The sequence below is a fragment of the Caballeronia zhejiangensis genome (genome assembly GCF_000698575.1).
Lineage (GTDB): Bacteria > Pseudomonadota > Gammaproteobacteria > Burkholderiales > Burkholderiaceae > Caballeronia > Caballeronia zhejiangensis.
In genome coordinates this window covers 286,647-301,434 of record NZ_JFHD01000001.1, presented here as the reverse complement: position 1 = coordinate 301,434, position 14,788 = coordinate 286,647, and the positions used below count along the sequence as shown (strand labels likewise).

Sequence of the window (14,788 nt, the reverse complement as noted above, 5' to 3'; positions counted from 1 at the left end):
TCTTAGCACTTACTTATCAACTTGATAAATAGATCGTCGATTGTGGTTTGCCGTATATCGCGAATGCTATGATCGGTTCGTTCCCTAAAAGCGATTTCTTCATGGCCAAAAAGAGCGCGTTCGATGCCTATTTCCGCTTCCTGAATCTGGCTCAGGCAGTGCAGGCATTGCCTTCGGTGCCGAAGCTCGATGCTGCCGAAGAACGCTTGCTCGAAGCGCTCACGGCGTCGTGGCACGCGGGCCATGCGCTGACGGTCACGGAGACGATGGCGCTGTCTATCGCGGGCGCGCCGGCGACGGTGCATCGCAAGCTGACGAACCTCAGAAAGCAAGGCCTCGTATCCGTCGATGAAAGCAGCGACGATCTGCGCATCAAGACCGTCGTGCCGACGCGAAAAGCACTGGATTACTTCGAGAAGCTCGCGGCGTGCCTCGATGAGGCGAAGAAGAGACGCTGAGAATCAGAACCGGTCGATCATGCCAACCTGCACGCCGCGCACCGGCGCGCCGGGATAAGCCGCCGGAATCCCGACTACGTTCACGCCGCGCAGCGTGAAGGTCGCGTCGCCATGATTGCGCAGCATCGCGCCGCTCGCGTAAAGCAGCACCTTCGGCGAGAGATCGTATTCGCACGCAACGCTGAACTGGTCAGCGTCGTTATCGCTGCCCGAGCGATCGCGTGCATACGCATAGCCGAGCGATGCGCGCAGGCGCGGCGTCACCGCGTAGCGCATCGAGACCGAAAGACCGTCGTTGTGATAGCGCGGCGACCCGCCATCGCCGTTGAAGTGCGAGAGGAAGGCCGTCGTCTTGCCGAAGCGATACGACACGCCGCCGAGATTCGCACGCAAGCCGGTGTCGCCTTGCGTGTCCTGATGCGCGTACGAAATGCGAAACGGCCCGCTGTGATACGCGAACGTCTCGTAGTTCCCCGATAGCCCGTTGCCGTTGCCGCTATCGCGCAATGCGACCATGAGCGTCGTCGTGAAGCCGTGAAAATCGGGCGACAGATACGTGATGCCGTTATTCGTGTAAGGCGTGATCTTCGACAGATTGTTGAGCCCCGACGCGATCGTGCCCGCACCGAATGCATCGAGTCCGCCCTTGAACGGAATGTAGATCGGCGAATACTGCCGGCCGAAGCGCAACTCGCCCCACGGCGCGCCGAGCCCGATCCACGCCTGTCGATTGAAGATCGTGTTGGCCGTCGCGAAGGTGCCGTCGGCGGAACTGAAGCCGCTTTCCAGATCGAAGAGCAGACGCGTATCGCCGCTCAATTGCTCGTAGCCGCGCAAGCCGAAGCGCGAGCCGCGATACGCGCCCGAATCCATGCGCGGCGTCCACGACGAGCCCGGGTTCGTCACTTCGATGCTCGTATCGATGCTGCCGTACAAGGTCACGGCGCTCTGCGCATGCGCGGACGTTGCACCGATGCCGCACAGCATCGATACAGCCAGCAGGCAAATGAAAGTGTTGGTCAGACGCATGAAATCTTCGGTTCGTACGATCAGTGGTTCAATGCATACGCGATGACGTAATCGCCACGATCCGGCGATTGCCGCGCGCCGCCCGCCGAAATCAGCACGTATTGCTTGCCCGTCTTCGGCGACACATAGCTCATCGGACCGCCCTGGCTTCCGACCGGCAAGCGCGCCTTCCACACTTCCTTGCCGGTGGCGCTGTCGAACGCACGCAGATAATAGTCCTGCGTGCCCGCGATGAACACGAGGCCGCCTTGCGTCGCGAGCGTGCCGCCGAGCGTCGGCATGCCGATGGGCATCTTCACGCGCATCTTGATGCCGAACGGACCCGTGTCCTGCACGGTGCCGACGGGCACTTGCCACACGATCTTTTGCGTCTTCAGATCGACCGCCGAGAGCGTGCCGAACGGCGGCTTCTGGCACGGAATGCCGAGCGGCGACATGAAGCGGTTCTTGTTCACGGCATACGGCGTGCCCTTCAGCGGCACCGCGCCCATGCCCGTGTTCACGGCTTCGCCGCCGTTGCTCGCGGGCGCGCTGTCGGTCTTTTGCGGAATCATCTGCACCCAGAGACCGAGGCGCATGTCGTTCACGAAGACGACGTGATGATTCGGATCCGTCGACAGGCTGCCCCAGTTCATGCCGCCGAGCGATCCCGGGAAGCTCAGCGAGACATCGGTGTCGGGGGCGGTGAAGAGGCCGTCATAGCGCATCGACTTGAAACTGATGCGGCACATCAACTGATCGAACGGCGTCGCGCCCCACATGTCGGATTCCTTCAGCGTGTCCGCGCCGATCGTCGGCATGCCGGCCGAGAACGGCTGCGTCGACGAGTACTGTTCCTGCGCGATCGTGCCCGTCTTCACCTTGCGTTCTTCGACGCGCGTAAGCGGCTTGCCCGTCATGCGGTCGAGCACGAAGATCTGACCGGATTTCGTGCCGAACACGACCGCGGGCTTCGTCGATCCATCCTTCTCGGGAAAGTCGACGAGGCTCGGCTGCATCGGAACGTCGAAGTCCCACAGATCGTTGTGGACCGTCTGGTACACCCACTTTTCCTTGCCGGTGGTCGCATCGAGCGCGAGGATCGACGTCGCGTACTTGTGATCCAGCGGCGTGCGATTGCCGCCCCACAAGTCCACCGACGAGCTGCCCATCGGGATGAAGACAGTGTTCATCGCGGCGTCGTAGGACATCGGCGCCCACGAATTCGGCGTGCTGCGCGCGTAACTCTGACCCGGTTGCAGGCGCGCGTTGGGGTCGTCGTGGCCCGGATCGAAAGCCCAGCGCATCTCGCCGGTAATGACGTCGAAGCCGCGCAATACGCCGCCCGGCATGTCGGTCTGCACGTTGTCGGCCACGCGTCCGCCCACCACGACCGTCGTGCCCGCGAGCGTCGGCGCCGACGTGAGCTGATACTTCGGATCGTCGGCCGCGCCGAGACCCGCTTTCAGGTTCACGAAGCCGTGTTCGCCGAAGCCTTCGCACAGCGCGCCGGTGTTGGCATCGATGGCGACGAGACGCGCATCGATCGTGTTCATCAGCAAGCGGCGCTGGCAGCTTGCGCCCGCCGCGATGGAAACGGGGGTCACAGGCGTCGAACCGTTTATCGTCGGTTGCGCCACAGGTTTCGTCGCATCGAAATACGCGAGGCCGCGACAGCGGTTCCAGACCTGCGCCCGCGCGTTGATCTCGCGCTTCCAGATCTGCTTGCCGCTGTCGGCATCGACGGCGATCACGTTGTTGTGCGGCGTGCACAGGTAGATGCGGTCGCCGATCTGCAGTGGCGTCTCCTGATCTTCCGCGCCGTTGCCGGTCGGGCTTTCGGGGACATCGCCCGTATGGAAGGTCCACGCGACACGCAGATCCTTCACGTTATCGCGCGTGATCTGATCGAGCGCCACGAAGCGGCTGCCGCCGGCCGTGTTGCCGTAGTTGCTCCAGTCCTTCTGCGCGTGCTCCTTCGCGACGGGCACGAGCGGCGTTTCATTGCCATCGGATGCGACGGTCGGATGCGGCTCGAACATCTGCACGAAGGTAACGAGCATGCAAAGCGCGATGACGCCAGCGAACGCATACGCGCGCTTCGGCGCGGGCTTGCCCGTCTCATGCGTGCGCAACGATGGCCATGTAAGCAGCGCGAGCATCATGAAGCCGGCCGGCAGCATCAGCCGCGACACGAGCGGCCAGAAATCGAAACCGCCGTCGATGGGCGCCCACACGAGCGTGCCGATAAATACCGCGCCGAAGGCGAGCACAGCCGACGACTTCGCCCGCATGAACTGCACCGCGGATACGGCGATAACCGCTCCCGCGATCACGAAATACGCGCTGCCGTGCAGAAGCGCGAGCTTTGCGCCGCCGACGACGAAAATCAGACCAGTGGCCAGCAGCGCGAGGCCCAGCACAACACACCCTGCTCTCAGCGCGGCTGAAAGACGGGCTTTACTCGTAGACATCGAAATCTTCTCCAGGAATCTGCCATGCGATCCGGCTTCGGCGACGATAGGAATGCCGCGGCCGTATCGCACCGCGCGATGAAAGCGTTCCGTGAAGTCGATACCGCGACACGCGAGAAGCGGCGACGCATGAACGCGTGCGCCGATGTGCGCGGCTGGATCGCATGTCCCGCGCGATCAGTCAGACCGGCCGGGGCATTAGCGTAAACCCGTGCATTCTAACCAGATAGTTAAATTTCTGCATAGTTCGCACGAATGCAGCGCGGCGCAGGCTCACACGTCGTGCTCGGTCGCGAACGCTTGTCCTTCTTGTTCGAGCCATGCGCGAAACAGCACGATCAGATCGTGCCCCGCTTTCTCATCGGCGACATACGTGCAATAGCTTCGCGACGGCAAACGCGGCCCGTCGAATGGCGCAATGAGACGGCCTGACGCGAGATCGTCGGCGACGAGCGCGGTCGGGCCCATCGCGATGCCCATGCCATCGACAGCGGCCTGCAAGGTCAGATAGAAGTGATCGAAGGTGAGCACCGCCGCTGGCGTGAGCGCCGCGATGCCCGCCTGCGCGAGCCAATCCGGCCAGACGCGCGGCAAGCTCGACGTGTGCAGCAGCGTGTGCCGCCGCAAGTCTTCAGGCGTCTGCAAAGGAAGACGTTTGGACAGCGTGGGGCTGCACACCGGCAGACGTTCCTCTTCGAGAAAGCGCCGCATCACGTAACCGTAAAACGTGTCGGGGCCGCCGCGAATCACGATGTCGTAAGTGTCCTTCAGGCTTTCTACCGGTTCGTTCGATGTCTCTATCCTGACTTCCACATCGGGATGACGCGCGCGAAATTGTTCGAGCCTCGGCACGAGCCAGCGCAACGTGAAGGTAGCGGGCGCATTCACGGTGAGCGTGCGCGACACGGCCTCGGACACGCCATAGCGCGCCGTGGCCTGCGAGAGCCGATCGAAGAGCGGACCGATTTGCGCGAGATAAACGCGCGCCGCCGGGGTCAACACCACACGCCGGTTATGACGCTCGAACAGGGGTGCGCCGAGCCACGCTTCGAGCAAACGCACTTGCTGGCTGATCGCCCCGTGCGTGACATGCAGCTCGGCGGCGGCTTCCTTGAAGCTACCGAGTCGCCCAGCGGCTTCGAAAGCGCGCAACGCATTGAGTGAAGGCAATGCCGGTCTCATTCGCAAGAGCTTTTCTAACGCGACGATGCAATTTATATGGTTTGTGGGCGGCTCACAAGATAGTTATTCTAGTAACTATCCGTCATATAACCGACATAAGAAAGCATGTTCACCTACACCGGCGGTGTCGTTCTCTTGGCAGCCGTGCTCCACGCAAGCTGGAACGCGATGCTCCATGGCAACCGCGACCGGTTCCTCTCGATGACGTGGATGAGCATCGCGATCGGCGCCGTGTCCGCGATCGTCGTCTTCTATCTGCCGATGCCCGCGAAAGCCGCGTGGCCCTACATCGTCGCGTCGGGGCTCGTGCATATCGTCTACAACGTGAGCCTCGTGCGCTCGTATCGGCGCGGCGATCTCGCCCAGGCTTATCCGATCGCGCGCGGATCGTCGCCAATGCTCGTCACGCTCGGCGCGGCCATCTTCGCGCACGAGGCGATCGGCCCGCTGCATGCGCTCGGGATCGTGCTGATCTCGGGCGGCATCATCGCGCTTGCATTGCAGGGCGGCCGCGTATCGCGCGCGGGGGTGCTCGCCGCGTTGACGACGGGCGTGACCATCGCGATCTACACGGTGATCGACGGCATCGGCGTGCGTCTGTCCGATGGCGAAGCGCTCACCTACACCGCGTGGATGTTCATGTTCTATTGGTTCATGCCGATGATTTTCGTCGCGAAACGCGGGCCCGCGGCGCTATGGACGCCCGTGAAGCGAGCGCCGATGGCCGTGGGTTCGTCGCTCGCGGGCGGCCTCGTGTCGATCGCGGCTTACGGCATCGTGATCTGGGCGATGCAATCCGGCGCGATGGGCACGGTCTCCGCGTTGCGCGAAACGAGCGTCGTGTTCGCGGCGCTCATCGGGCGCGTGTTCCTTCAGGAAGCCGTCAGCGCGAGGCGCTGGCTCGCCTGCGTGGTGGTCGCGGTCGGGGCGGTTTGCCTGGGGCTCTGACCGCTCTGCGTCATTTCGTCCGTAAGGCACATCTCGCGAACTGAGGGAAAAGCCGGCCTTTGATCGGCGAATCGGGATTGCGGAAGGTTCGATAAATTGCTCATCGTGGCATTGGGCCCGATGGCGAATACCGAATCGAGAAGAACCTTGCAACCCGTACACGAATGGCACACGGCGCCTCTGCCCGCCGACGAAGCGAAGCGGCTCCAGTTGCTGCACAGTCTCGACCTGCTCGACACGCCACAGGAAGAAGTGTTCGACCGCGTAACGCGCGTCGTCGCCGAGCTGTTGCAGGTGCCGATCGCGCTGGTATCGCTCGTCGATGAACATCGGCAATGGTTCAAGTCGCGTGTCGGACTCGATGTATGCGAAACCGCGCGCGACGTGTCGTTCTGCGCGCACGCGCTTCACTCCGAACGTCTGCTGCTCGTCGAGGACGCTCACGCGGATGCGCGCTTCGCCGGCAATCCGCTCGTCAGGGGCGCGCCACACATCCGCTTCTATGCGGGCGTGCCGTTGCGCTCGTCCAGAGGTCTCGTGCTCGGCACGCTTTGCGCGATCGACACGAAGCCGCGCAAACTCACGGCAAGCTCGCAGGCCGCGCTGTGCGATCTCGCGGCGACCGTCGAGCGCGAGATCGTGCAGCGCGAAGCCGCGCGCGAAACGCGTGAGATTCAGGAAGCCGACCGCCGCAAGCTGCGCCTGTCCGAGACGCGCTTTCATACGATCTTCGAACAGACGCCGACGGGCAAGGCTATCGTCGATCTGGAGGGCCGCTTCGTCGAAGTGAATCCGAAGCTGTGCGAAATCACCGGTTATAGCGCCGATGAACTCGTCACGATGACCTTTCAGCAGATCACCGACGAAGCGGATCTGTCGGCCGATCTGCAACTCGTCGCGGAACTGCTCGACGGCACGAGCAAGACGTATACGCTGGAAAAACGATATCGCCGCCGTAACGGCGAGCCGGTTTGGGTCGAGCTTTCCGTCGCGCTGATTCGGGACGAACGCGGCGAGCCGCTGCATTTCGTGAGCGTCGCGCACGACATCTCGAGCCGCAAATACAGCGAACAGGTGTTGCGCGATTATCGGCAGGAACTGGAGCGCCGCGTGCTCGAACGCACGCGCGAGCTCACCAGCAATCGCGCCGCGCTGCAGACGATCACGGACAATCTGCCCGTTCTCATCGCACACGTCGATGCTGACCTGCGCTATCGCTTCAACAATCAGGTGTATCGCGAGGTGTTCGGCGTCGAGCCTTCGGCGTTGCGTGGCAAGACTGTGCGCGACACGATCGGCGCGTCGACCTTCGAGCGCTGTCTGCCTTACTTTCGCCGCGTGCTCGCCGGCGAACGCGTGACGCACGAGGACATCGTCTATGAAGGCGCGCCGAGCCGCGTCTGGAACGCGACGTATATTCCCGAGTTTCAGCGCGAGGAAATTGCCGGTTTCTACATCATGTCGCAGGACATCACCGAGACCAAGCGGCGCGAAAATCAGATGCGCTCCGAAGTCATGCTGGACGCGCTCACGGGCCTGCCGAACCGGCGCGCGCTCGCCGAGCAACTCGCGCTTTCCGTCGATGCCGCCCGCGATGACGCCGTGCCTTTCGCGCTCTTCTTCATGGACCTCGACGGCTTCAAGAGCATCAACGATCAGCACGGTCACGACGTCGGCGACGCGCTGTTGATACAGGTGGCCGCGCGCCTGAAAAAGACGACGCGCGCGGGCGATCTCGTCTGCCGCCTCGCCGGCGATGAATTCGTGCTGCTGGCGCGCGGGATTTCGTCATCGAGTGCATGCAGCCGCATCGCGCAGGACATTTGCCGCGCGATCGGACGGCCGTTCGAACTCGGCCGCGTCGAAGCGCATCTCGGCACGAGCGTCGGCATCGCGATGTGCGCGGGCGGCTTCGACACGTCCGCCGAAGCGATGCTCGGCGACGCGGATCGCGCGATGTACGAAGCGAAGCGCAAGGGACGCAACGGCTTTCGCTTCGCATCCGTCGCGGCGGACGTCGCGCCGACGATCAACAACTATCTCGATGCCGATCGCCGCAGCGCCGTGCATCACTGACTTCCACGATATGCAATGAAGGTCCGTTTCACGAAAACGCGCGCTGCATGGCAGCATGCCGCGAGTTGCATATCGGAGAATGGGCTTTCTCATCATGGGAACCCGCAACTAGAGCATTGATTTACTTCGATAAATATTTGCTTCGCGGCCTCACGCCTCGTCGCCGGCCGCGTCCCTTTCTTCGCTAACCTCTTATACAAGAGGCGCACGTTCGCCGATGCGAACCGCCCGGTGCTTTCCAATCAAGCTGGAGAAACGCGATGCAGAATGTCTATGTCGAACCGATGCCGAAGGGCCAGTGGGGACCGATCGACGGTTACGCGCTCGAATTCCCTGACGGTACGAGAATGACGCAGCAGAGTTATCGTTCGGAGCGGCTCGCCGTCGATGAGATCAAGCTGCGCGGCTATGCGCCGATGGTCGCGAAGGTACGCGTGACCGATAAGACAGTCGACGAACACTGGGAAGCCGTCGAATAAGATCGTCAGCGCGCTTCGCGTCCCGCGCGAAGCGCTTCCCTTTCCTTTCCGATCCGCGCGGGTTTTCAGTTCTTCTTCTTGCTCGGACGCCAGCTATCGTCGGCGGTCATCGCGGGCTTCACCGCCGGAGCGATGGCCGCGACCTTCTGAAATTCCTTCGTGTCGGTTTTCGCTCGTGCGGCGGGCGCAGCAGGCGGCGCCGCGCGCGTCTGACGCTGCTTCGGCTCGGTCCTGGATACGCGGCCTTTCGCTGCTTCAGCGCACGCGCGCTCGGACTTGCGCGAACATGCAGAAGCCGACTTCGATACGGGTTTCGCTTTCGATGTCTTGACCGATTGCTTCGCGCCGTGCGTCGACGGTTTTTTTGCGATCGAGCGTTCGGGAATCACGCTCTGCCGCGTGCTGTCCTTGCTCGATGCCGTGACAGGAATCAGTGGCGACGCAGCTTCCGCTGACGGACGCGCGGCGGAGCGCAGCGGGCCGTCCACGATTCTGTCCGCCGAATCGATATTGATGGCGGCGATCGGCGCGGCCTTCGTCTCGATCGGACGGACCGTGCCTGCGACGGCCACAGGCAGCGTTCCCGCGCGTGGTGTCGATCCGTGCTGCTCGAAGTAAGCACGCGCGAGAAAACACGCACCGAGCACGACGGCGGCCATGACGACCGTTGCGAGTATCGAATGCGATGGACGCCCCGTCGCAAGCACGGCAGTGCCATTGGCGATGGAGGCAGGCGCAGGCGCGGGTAAACGCGCTTCGTATGTTCTCGAACGCGCCGGCCATCGCACGCGGGCCACTTCGCCCTGTGGCGCAAACTGGCGCGTCACGCCTCGCGCCGCCTCGACTGCCCGCAGAGCTGTCTCCGCGCCCCTCGTCAGCACGGCCCCGTGGCGGTCGGCGCCGCAAAACGGGCACACGCTTTCTTCTACTGATGAAAGGGTTTCACATCGGGGGCAGATGACGAAATAAAGCGAGCCATCGCCTCGCTGTTCCATTGTCACACTCCATCCGAATCATTTCGGAAGGCCGATCGACAATCAGCGATCGTCCGGTCGCAAGTAATACATACGAATTACCGTAGCACACCGGGCATTGTTTCGGAAGCACAAACAACCCCCTTTGAACAGGGTCATTTGTCAGTCGAATAGCGGGTTTCGCTTCGCTACGTCTAATCAATGACTAATCAGCACTCGGAACTTTAGTAACGGTTAATCATGCGCGCGGCAAATGCGGCGCCGTCTGTGCGATCTGGTCGAGTTCATCGCGCACCGCATCGACGACACACGCATCACGCAGAGAAACATCTGCCGCATGAATCGCTTCGAGACGCCGCCGCACGGCGCCGTACTGCGCACCCGCACGGCGATGCAATTCCGCACGCTCGCTATAGCGCAAAAACGTCTGCAACGAGGCGAGCACGGCAGCGCTCAGACTCGTCATCCCGATCAGGATGTGCACATCCGGCGACACCGCCGTCGCTACGAGCGATAAAAACGCGGACGTGCCCGTCGCCGCCGTGATGCCGATGACCGCAAGCCCGAGCCGTCTGCCGCAGCGCGTCAGCCGGTCGGCCATCGTGTAATGACGAATCTGCGATTCGCGCGCGCGCCGGATCCACGCCAGCACGAGCGTCGACATGTCTCGGGGCGGTTGATATGAGGTTTCGGTCATGTTCTAAGCACTCTACGAACAGACTTCATCCTCCCGGCTAATCAGGACATTTACCGTCCCGATGGCGCTTGAATCATCTTCCAGCCATTGCCCGCGGGATCGCGAAAACCGGCATCGACGCTGCCGTAGCGATCGACCGGTTCCTGCGTGAACTCCACGCCGCTCGCCTTCAGCCGCTCGTAAGTCGCGCGGCAGTCCGCGACGGACAGCACGAGCGGCGGCATCGCGCCCTTTGCGACCATCGCGCGCAGCGTTTGCGCGGTCGCATCGTCGTGGATCGGCGCGCCCGGCGCGAACAGGCCGAGCTGAAACGACGGCTGATCCGGATGCTGCACCGTGAGCCATCGATACGTGCCGTTGCGCACGTCGGTATGAACCCGAAAACCGAGCTTGTCGACGTAAAACGCAAGCGCTTCGTCCTGATCGTCGACATAGATGCCCACCACGCCGATGCCCTGATTCATGTGACCTCCTTCGTTGAAGATGGCCGCACTGTACCTTTCGCACCGCGCCGCCGCTTCTCCAAAACTGCGATCGTGAGATCGGGTCGTTGCGCGGCCTTCAGCACGCACGCGGGCACGCGATCGAGCGCGTCGACGCCGGCGCGCGCTTGCACGCGCATCGCGCTCGGACTGTGGCCGGTGATATCGCGAAAGATGCGGCCGAACGTTCCGAGACTTTCCCAGCCGGTGACGAAGGCAATATCCGTGATGGCGAGCTCGGTGTCGCGCAACAGCGTGACGGCCTGCTCGATGCGCCGCGTCAGCAGATAGCGATGCGGCGGAACGCCGAACGCGCGCTTGAACGATCGCGCGAAATGCGCTTCGGAGACCCCGCTGACTTCGGCCAGACGGCTGACCGGCCAGTCCTCGTGCGAACACGCGTCCATGCGATCTTTGGCGCGCAACAGACGCCGCAACAATGCCGGATCTTGCAACGCATCGGCGGTGGCGGGTTTGCGAGTCGGCATGGCGTTCGGGGTGCGGAAAACGAGCGGCTAGTGTAGCCCGGCGCGCACAAAGAAAAACGTCGTGCAGAGGCTATCCGCACGACGCAAAAGTCGCTCATTCCCTGAGAAGAAAGAGCTAGAGGAGATGGAAAGTATCTTAGCCCGCGTCCCCGATGCGCGATGTGCCGGAAAGCGGCCGTTTTGCGGCCCAATTCGCGCAATCGGTCTTGCATCACAACAACGGCAGCGTGAGACGGATGTGTTCCGCGAACGCCGATGTCAACATCGAAGGACGCTCGCGCGCGAACTTCAGCGTTATGCCGACGCCCGGCAAGGCCGGCAACCCGGCATCCGCATTCAGCACGCACAGATCGGCGGGCACGGCGGTCTGCGTGATGACCGCGAACGCCTGCCCCGAGCGCACCAGCGCCGTGAGCCCCGCGAGACTGCTGCTCGCGTACGCGATGCGATACGCCCTGCCCGCGCGCTGCAAGGCTTCGCATGCGGCGATGTGATCGAGCGTGTCCGGATCGGAGAGCGCGAGCGGCAACGGATCGTAATGCGCGGAATCCATCCCCGGACAGCCGATCCAGACCAGTTGCTGGCGCCGGATGACCTCGCCGCCGGGTTTGTCTTCGGGAAGCGAGAGCATCGCGAGATCGAGCGCGCGCTTTTTCAGTTGCTCGGCGAGCCGGGGCGTCGGCCCGCACACGACTTCCACCAGCGCGTGCGGATGCTGACTCGAAAATTGCCGCAGCAGGCTCGGCAGGAACACGGCGGCGTAATCGTCCGGACAGCCGAAGCGGATGCTGCCCGACAAGCCTTTTCCGCACAGATCGGCCATCGCCTCGTCGTGCAGACGCAGGATGCGCTGTGCGTGAACCAGCAGGCGCTCGCCGGGATTCGTCAGGACGACGCCGCGTCCGGTGCGCTGAAAAAGCGGCTGATCGACGATATCCTCGAGCCGCTTCATCTGCTGGCTCAGCGCCGATTGCGTCCGTCCGATGCGCTCGGCCGCGCGACTCAGCGCACGCACTTCCGCGATGACGGCAAACGAGCGCAACAACTCGATTTCCAGTGACAGGCTCAAGGTATTAGCGCCTCTTCTATCTCGCATTAGAACTATTCGATTCTATAAAACCTGAGCGTTGTCTACACTGCAGATTCCTTCCTATCCCGCCAGGAGAAGCACGGTGTCCCTGAACAACGACGCAACTTTCTGGCGCAACGCCAGACAGCACCTCATCCGCTACGGCGGCACGTTCGAGCCGATGATCATCGAGCGCGCGCAAGGCAGCTTCGTCTACGATGCCGATGGCCGCGCCATCCTCGATTTCACCTCCGGACAAATGAGCGCCGTGCTTGGCCACAGCCATCCCGAGATCGTGTCGGTGATCGGCGAATATGCGGGCAAGCTGGATCATCTCTTCAGCGGGATGCTATCGCGTCCCGTCGTCGATCTCGCGACGCGTCTCGCCGATATCACGCCCGCCGGTCTCGATCGCGCGCTCTTGCTGAGCACCGGCGCCGAATCGAACGAGGCCGCGATCCGCATGGCGAAGCTCGTCACCGGCAAATACGAAGTCGTCGGCTTTGCGCAGTCGTGGCACGGCATGACGGGTCACGCGGCGTCCGCAACGTACAGCGCGGGGCGCAAGGGCGTCGGTCCCGCGGCGGTCGGGTCATTCGCGATTCCCGCGCCGTTCCCATATCGCGCGCGCTTCGAGCACAACGGCCGATACGACTGGCTCGCGGAACTCGACTACGCATTCGATCTCATCGACCGGCAGTCGAGCGGCAATCTCGCCGCGTTCATCGCGGAACCGATTCTGAGCTCTGGCGGCATCATCGAATTGCCGGAAGGCTACATGGCGGCGCTAAAGCGCAAGTGCGAAGAGCGCGGCATGCTGCTGATTCTCGACGAAGCGCAAACCGGCATCGGCCGGACGGGCACCATGTTCGCGTGCCAGCGCGACGGCGTCACGCCCGACATCCTCACGCTATCGAAGACGCTCGGCGCGGGCTTGCCGCTCGCGGCCGTCGTCACATCGGCGGAAATCGAAGAGAAGGCGCATGCGCTCGGCTATCTGTTCTACACGACGCACGTATCCGATCCGCTGCCCGCCGCCGTCGGCCTGCGCGTGCTGGATGTGGTCGAACGCGATGGCCTCGTCGCGCGCGCGAACGTGATGAGCGCGCGCCTGCAACGCGGCCTGCTCGATCTGATGGAGCGCTTCGACTGCATCGGCGACGTGCGCGGCCGCGGCTTGCTGCTCGGCGTGGAGATCGTCAAGGATCGCCGCACGAAGGAACCCGCCGATGGTCTCGGCGCGAAGATCACGCGCGAATGCATGAATCTCGGCCTGAGCATGAACATCGTGCAATTGCCGGGCATGGGGGGCGTGTTCCGCATCGCGCCGCCGCTGACCGTGAGCGAGGAAGAGATCGACCTCGGGCTCGATCTGCTCGGCAAGGCTATCGAGCGTTCGTTGTAGGCATCGTCAGCGCAGGCCGGCGCGCAGATCGCGCACGCCGCGTCCCAAGCGCTGACGTAAAAGCGTTCGCAAAGTCGCGCCGTCTTCGTAGCCGACTTCGGCGGCGATCGCTCCGAGATCGAGTCCGCTGCCGTGCAGAAGCGATTGCGCGCGTTCGACGCGCAAGTCCTGAAAGTACGCCAGCGGCGATTTGCCGAGCACTTCCTGGCATCGGCGCTGAAGCGAGCGCGTGCTCGTCGCCAGCGCGTTCGCCGCGTGCTGCAGCGAAAACCCTTCCTTCAGATGGTCGCGCGCCCAGCGCTCGAAACGCTGGATCAGCGGATCTGCCTGCGCGAGATGGTTCGGGATGATGTACGGCGCCTGCGACGTGCGGATATCGGCGAGCAGAAAGCGCGACACGAGCGCGGCCAGCTCGGGGCTCGACTTGCGCACGAGCCACAGCGCGAGATCGAGATGCCCCATCGCGGCGCCGGCCGTCACGCCGATATCGGTCGGCACGAGCATCCGCGATTCGTCGAGCAGAACATGCGGATAGCGTTGCCTGAAAAGCGGCGCGAGCGACCACGTCGATGTCGCCTGCCGATGATCGAGCAATCCTGCTTCCGCGAGCAGAAACGTCCCGATGCAGGACGCCCCGATCGATACGCCTTGCGCGCGCCACTTCTGCAATTGCCGCACGGCGTCCTTGACGTCGGCGCGTTCCAGTGCGGGCAGCAGCAGTTCCGGCGTCGTCGCGGCGAGCGCCGGAACGATGACCCAGTCCGGCTTCAAATCGGGCGTGACGGGTTCCACCGGAATCGCGAAGCCGTGACCCGAACGCACGCGCTTGCGCACGCCAACAGTGGATACATCGAAGCGCGGGGATCCGCCCATCGTGCGCGCGGCCAACCCGTTCGCGGCTCTGAGCGTGTCGAGCGTCACGGCGAGGCCGGTATCGAAGAGACCATCGAGAGCGAGTATCGCGATGTGCATGGCGCAAATGACCCAGAAGTTGTCAGTTGCGACGATACCGATCTTTCGTCCAGGCGGCTACGTTAAACGAGGAACA

The 14,788-nt window shown here is 63.2% G+C and carries 14 protein-coding genes; 5 read left to right on the top strand and 9 right to left on the bottom strand.

Translation table 11 applies throughout. The features are described from left to right. The first annotated feature begins 101 nt into the window (after positions 1 to 101). Entirely contained in the window at positions 102 to 458 is a 357-nt protein-coding gene (locus BG60_RS01340) for a MarR family transcriptional regulator (RefSeq protein WP_034470239.1), read from the top strand. 3 nt (positions 459 to 461) lie between these two features. On the opposite strand, the gene BG60_RS01335 is transcribed toward BG60_RS01340, so the two are convergent. From BG60_RS01335 to gcvA, 3 genes are all read right to left on the bottom strand, one after another. Next, positions 462 to 1,445, bottom strand: a complete 984-nt coding sequence (locus tag BG60_RS01335) for a porin (protein WP_235366192.1) — start codon at positions 1,443 to 1,445, stop codon at positions 462 to 464. Between the two features lie 62 nt (positions 1,446 to 1,507). After that, on the bottom strand, positions 1,508 to 3,940 hold the full coding sequence (locus tag BG60_RS01330; RefSeq protein ID WP_008346343.1) for a glucose/quinate/shikimate family membrane-bound PQQ-dependent dehydrogenase: 2,433 nt from the start codon (positions 3,938 to 3,940) through the stop codon (positions 1,508 to 1,510). Positions 3,941 to 4,213: 273 nt separating this feature from the next. After that, a complete protein-coding gene (gcvA, locus tag BG60_RS01325; protein WP_033536017.1) occupies positions 4,214 to 5,122 on the bottom strand; it encodes a transcriptional regulator GcvA in 909 nt (302 codons plus the stop codon). Positions 5,123 to 5,227: 105 nt separating this feature from the next. On the opposite strand from gcvA, the gene BG60_RS01320 reads away from it, so the two are divergent. The 3 genes from BG60_RS01320 (at position 5,228) to BG60_RS01310 (ending at position 8,625) form a co-directional block, all read left to right on the top strand. Continuing rightward, entirely contained in the window at positions 5,228 to 6,070 is an 843-nt protein-coding gene (locus tag BG60_RS01320; protein ID WP_008346337.1) for an EamA family transporter, read from the top strand. Between the two features lie 147 nt (positions 6,071 to 6,217). Further along, a complete protein-coding gene (locus BG60_RS01315) occupies positions 6,218 to 8,146 on the top strand; it encodes a bifunctional diguanylate cyclase/phosphodiesterase (RefSeq protein WP_008346336.1) in 1,929 nt (642 codons plus the stop codon). Positions 8,147 to 8,406: 260 nt separating this feature from the next. Continuing rightward, positions 8,407 to 8,625 carry a hypothetical protein gene (locus tag BG60_RS01310; protein WP_008346335.1) on the top strand — a complete coding sequence of 73 codons (219 nt, stop codon included), beginning with the start codon at positions 8,407 to 8,409 and terminating at the stop codon, positions 8,623 to 8,625. Between the two features lie 65 nt (positions 8,626 to 8,690). Here the strand turns inward: BG60_RS01310 and BG60_RS01305 are convergent, their stop codons facing one another. The 5 genes from BG60_RS01305 to BG60_RS01285 form a co-directional block, all read right to left on the bottom strand. Next, positions 8,691 to 9,452 carry a hypothetical protein gene (locus BG60_RS01305; protein ID WP_144403636.1) on the bottom strand — a complete coding sequence of 254 codons (762 nt, stop codon included), beginning with the start codon at positions 9,450 to 9,452 and terminating at the stop codon, positions 8,691 to 8,693. 385 nt (positions 9,453 to 9,837) lie between these two features. Further along, positions 9,838 to 10,296 (bottom strand): SLATT domain-containing protein, encoded by a 459-nt coding sequence (locus BG60_RS01300; protein WP_033536018.1) that lies wholly within the window; start codon positions 10,294 to 10,296, stop codon positions 9,838 to 9,840. A 50-nt stretch (positions 10,297 to 10,346) separates the two neighbouring features. Then, a complete protein-coding gene (locus BG60_RS01295; RefSeq protein ID WP_008346331.1) occupies positions 10,347 to 10,760 on the bottom strand; it encodes a VOC family protein in 414 nt (137 codons plus the stop codon). Beyond that, positions 10,757 to 11,266 carry a helix-turn-helix domain-containing protein gene (locus BG60_RS01290; RefSeq protein ID WP_008346330.1) on the bottom strand — a complete coding sequence of 170 codons (510 nt, stop codon included), beginning with the start codon at positions 11,264 to 11,266 and terminating at the stop codon, positions 10,757 to 10,759. The genes BG60_RS01295 and BG60_RS01290 overlap by 4 nt, the downstream gene beginning before the upstream one ends. Positions 11,267 to 11,477: 211 nt before the next feature. Further along, positions 11,478 to 12,362 carry a LysR family transcriptional regulator gene (locus BG60_RS01285; RefSeq protein ID WP_008346329.1) on the bottom strand — a complete coding sequence of 295 codons (885 nt, stop codon included), beginning with the start codon at positions 12,360 to 12,362 and terminating at the stop codon, positions 11,478 to 11,480. Between the two features lie 76 nt (positions 12,363 to 12,438). Here BG60_RS01285 and BG60_RS01280 point away from each other — a divergent pair, with 76 nt between their 5' ends. Continuing rightward, positions 12,439 to 13,740, top strand: coding sequence for an aspartate aminotransferase family protein (locus BG60_RS01280; RefSeq protein WP_008346328.1), 1,302 nt, complete (start codon positions 12,439 to 12,441; stop codon positions 13,738 to 13,740). 6 nt (positions 13,741 to 13,746) lie between these two features. Here the strand turns inward: BG60_RS01280 and BG60_RS01275 are convergent, their stop codons facing one another. Beyond that, entirely contained in the window at positions 13,747 to 14,712 is a 966-nt protein-coding gene (locus BG60_RS01275; protein ID WP_008346327.1) for a GlxA family transcriptional regulator, read from the bottom strand. Positions 14,713 to 14,788 lie beyond the last annotated feature (76 nt).

Bases quoted from the DNA above. Each gene is read 5' to 3' on its own strand.
- BG60_RS01300 (WP_033536018.1), bottom strand. From the start codon at position 10,296: ATGACCGAAACCTCATATCAACCGCCCCGAGACATGTCGACGCTCGTG.
- BG60_RS01320 (WP_008346337.1), top strand. From the start codon at position 5,228: ATGTTCACCTACACCGGCGGTGTCGTTCTCTTGGCAGCCGTGCTCCAC.
- BG60_RS01340 (WP_034470239.1), top strand. From the start codon at position 102: ATGGCCAAAAAGAGCGCGTTCGATGCCTATTTCCGCTTCCTGAATCTG.
- BG60_RS01290 (WP_008346330.1), bottom strand. From the start codon at position 11,266: ATGCCGACTCGCAAACCCGCCACCGCCGATGCGTTGCAAGATCCGGCA.
- BG60_RS01330 (WP_008346343.1), bottom strand. From the start codon at position 3,940: ATGTCTACGAGTAAAGCCCGTCTTTCAGCCGCGCTGAGAGCAGGGTGT.
- BG60_RS01285 (WP_008346329.1), bottom strand. From the start codon at position 12,362: ATGCGAGATAGAAGAGGCGCTAATACCTTGAGCCTGTCACTGGAAATC.
- BG60_RS01335 (WP_235366192.1), bottom strand. From the start codon at position 1,445: ATGCTGTGCGGCATCGGTGCAACGTCCGCGCATGCGCAGAGCGCCGTG.
- gcvA (WP_033536017.1), bottom strand. From the start codon at position 5,122: ATGAGACCGGCATTGCCTTCACTCAATGCGTTGCGCGCTTTCGAAGCC.
- BG60_RS01275 (WP_008346327.1), bottom strand. From the start codon at position 14,712: ATGCACATCGCGATACTCGCTCTCGATGGTCTCTTCGATACCGGCCTC.
- BG60_RS01295 (WP_008346331.1), bottom strand. From the start codon at position 10,760: ATGAATCAGGGCATCGGCGTGGTGGGCATCTATGTCGACGATCAGGAC.
- BG60_RS01310 (WP_008346335.1), top strand. From the start codon at position 8,407: ATGCAGAATGTCTATGTCGAACCGATGCCGAAGGGCCAGTGGGGACCG.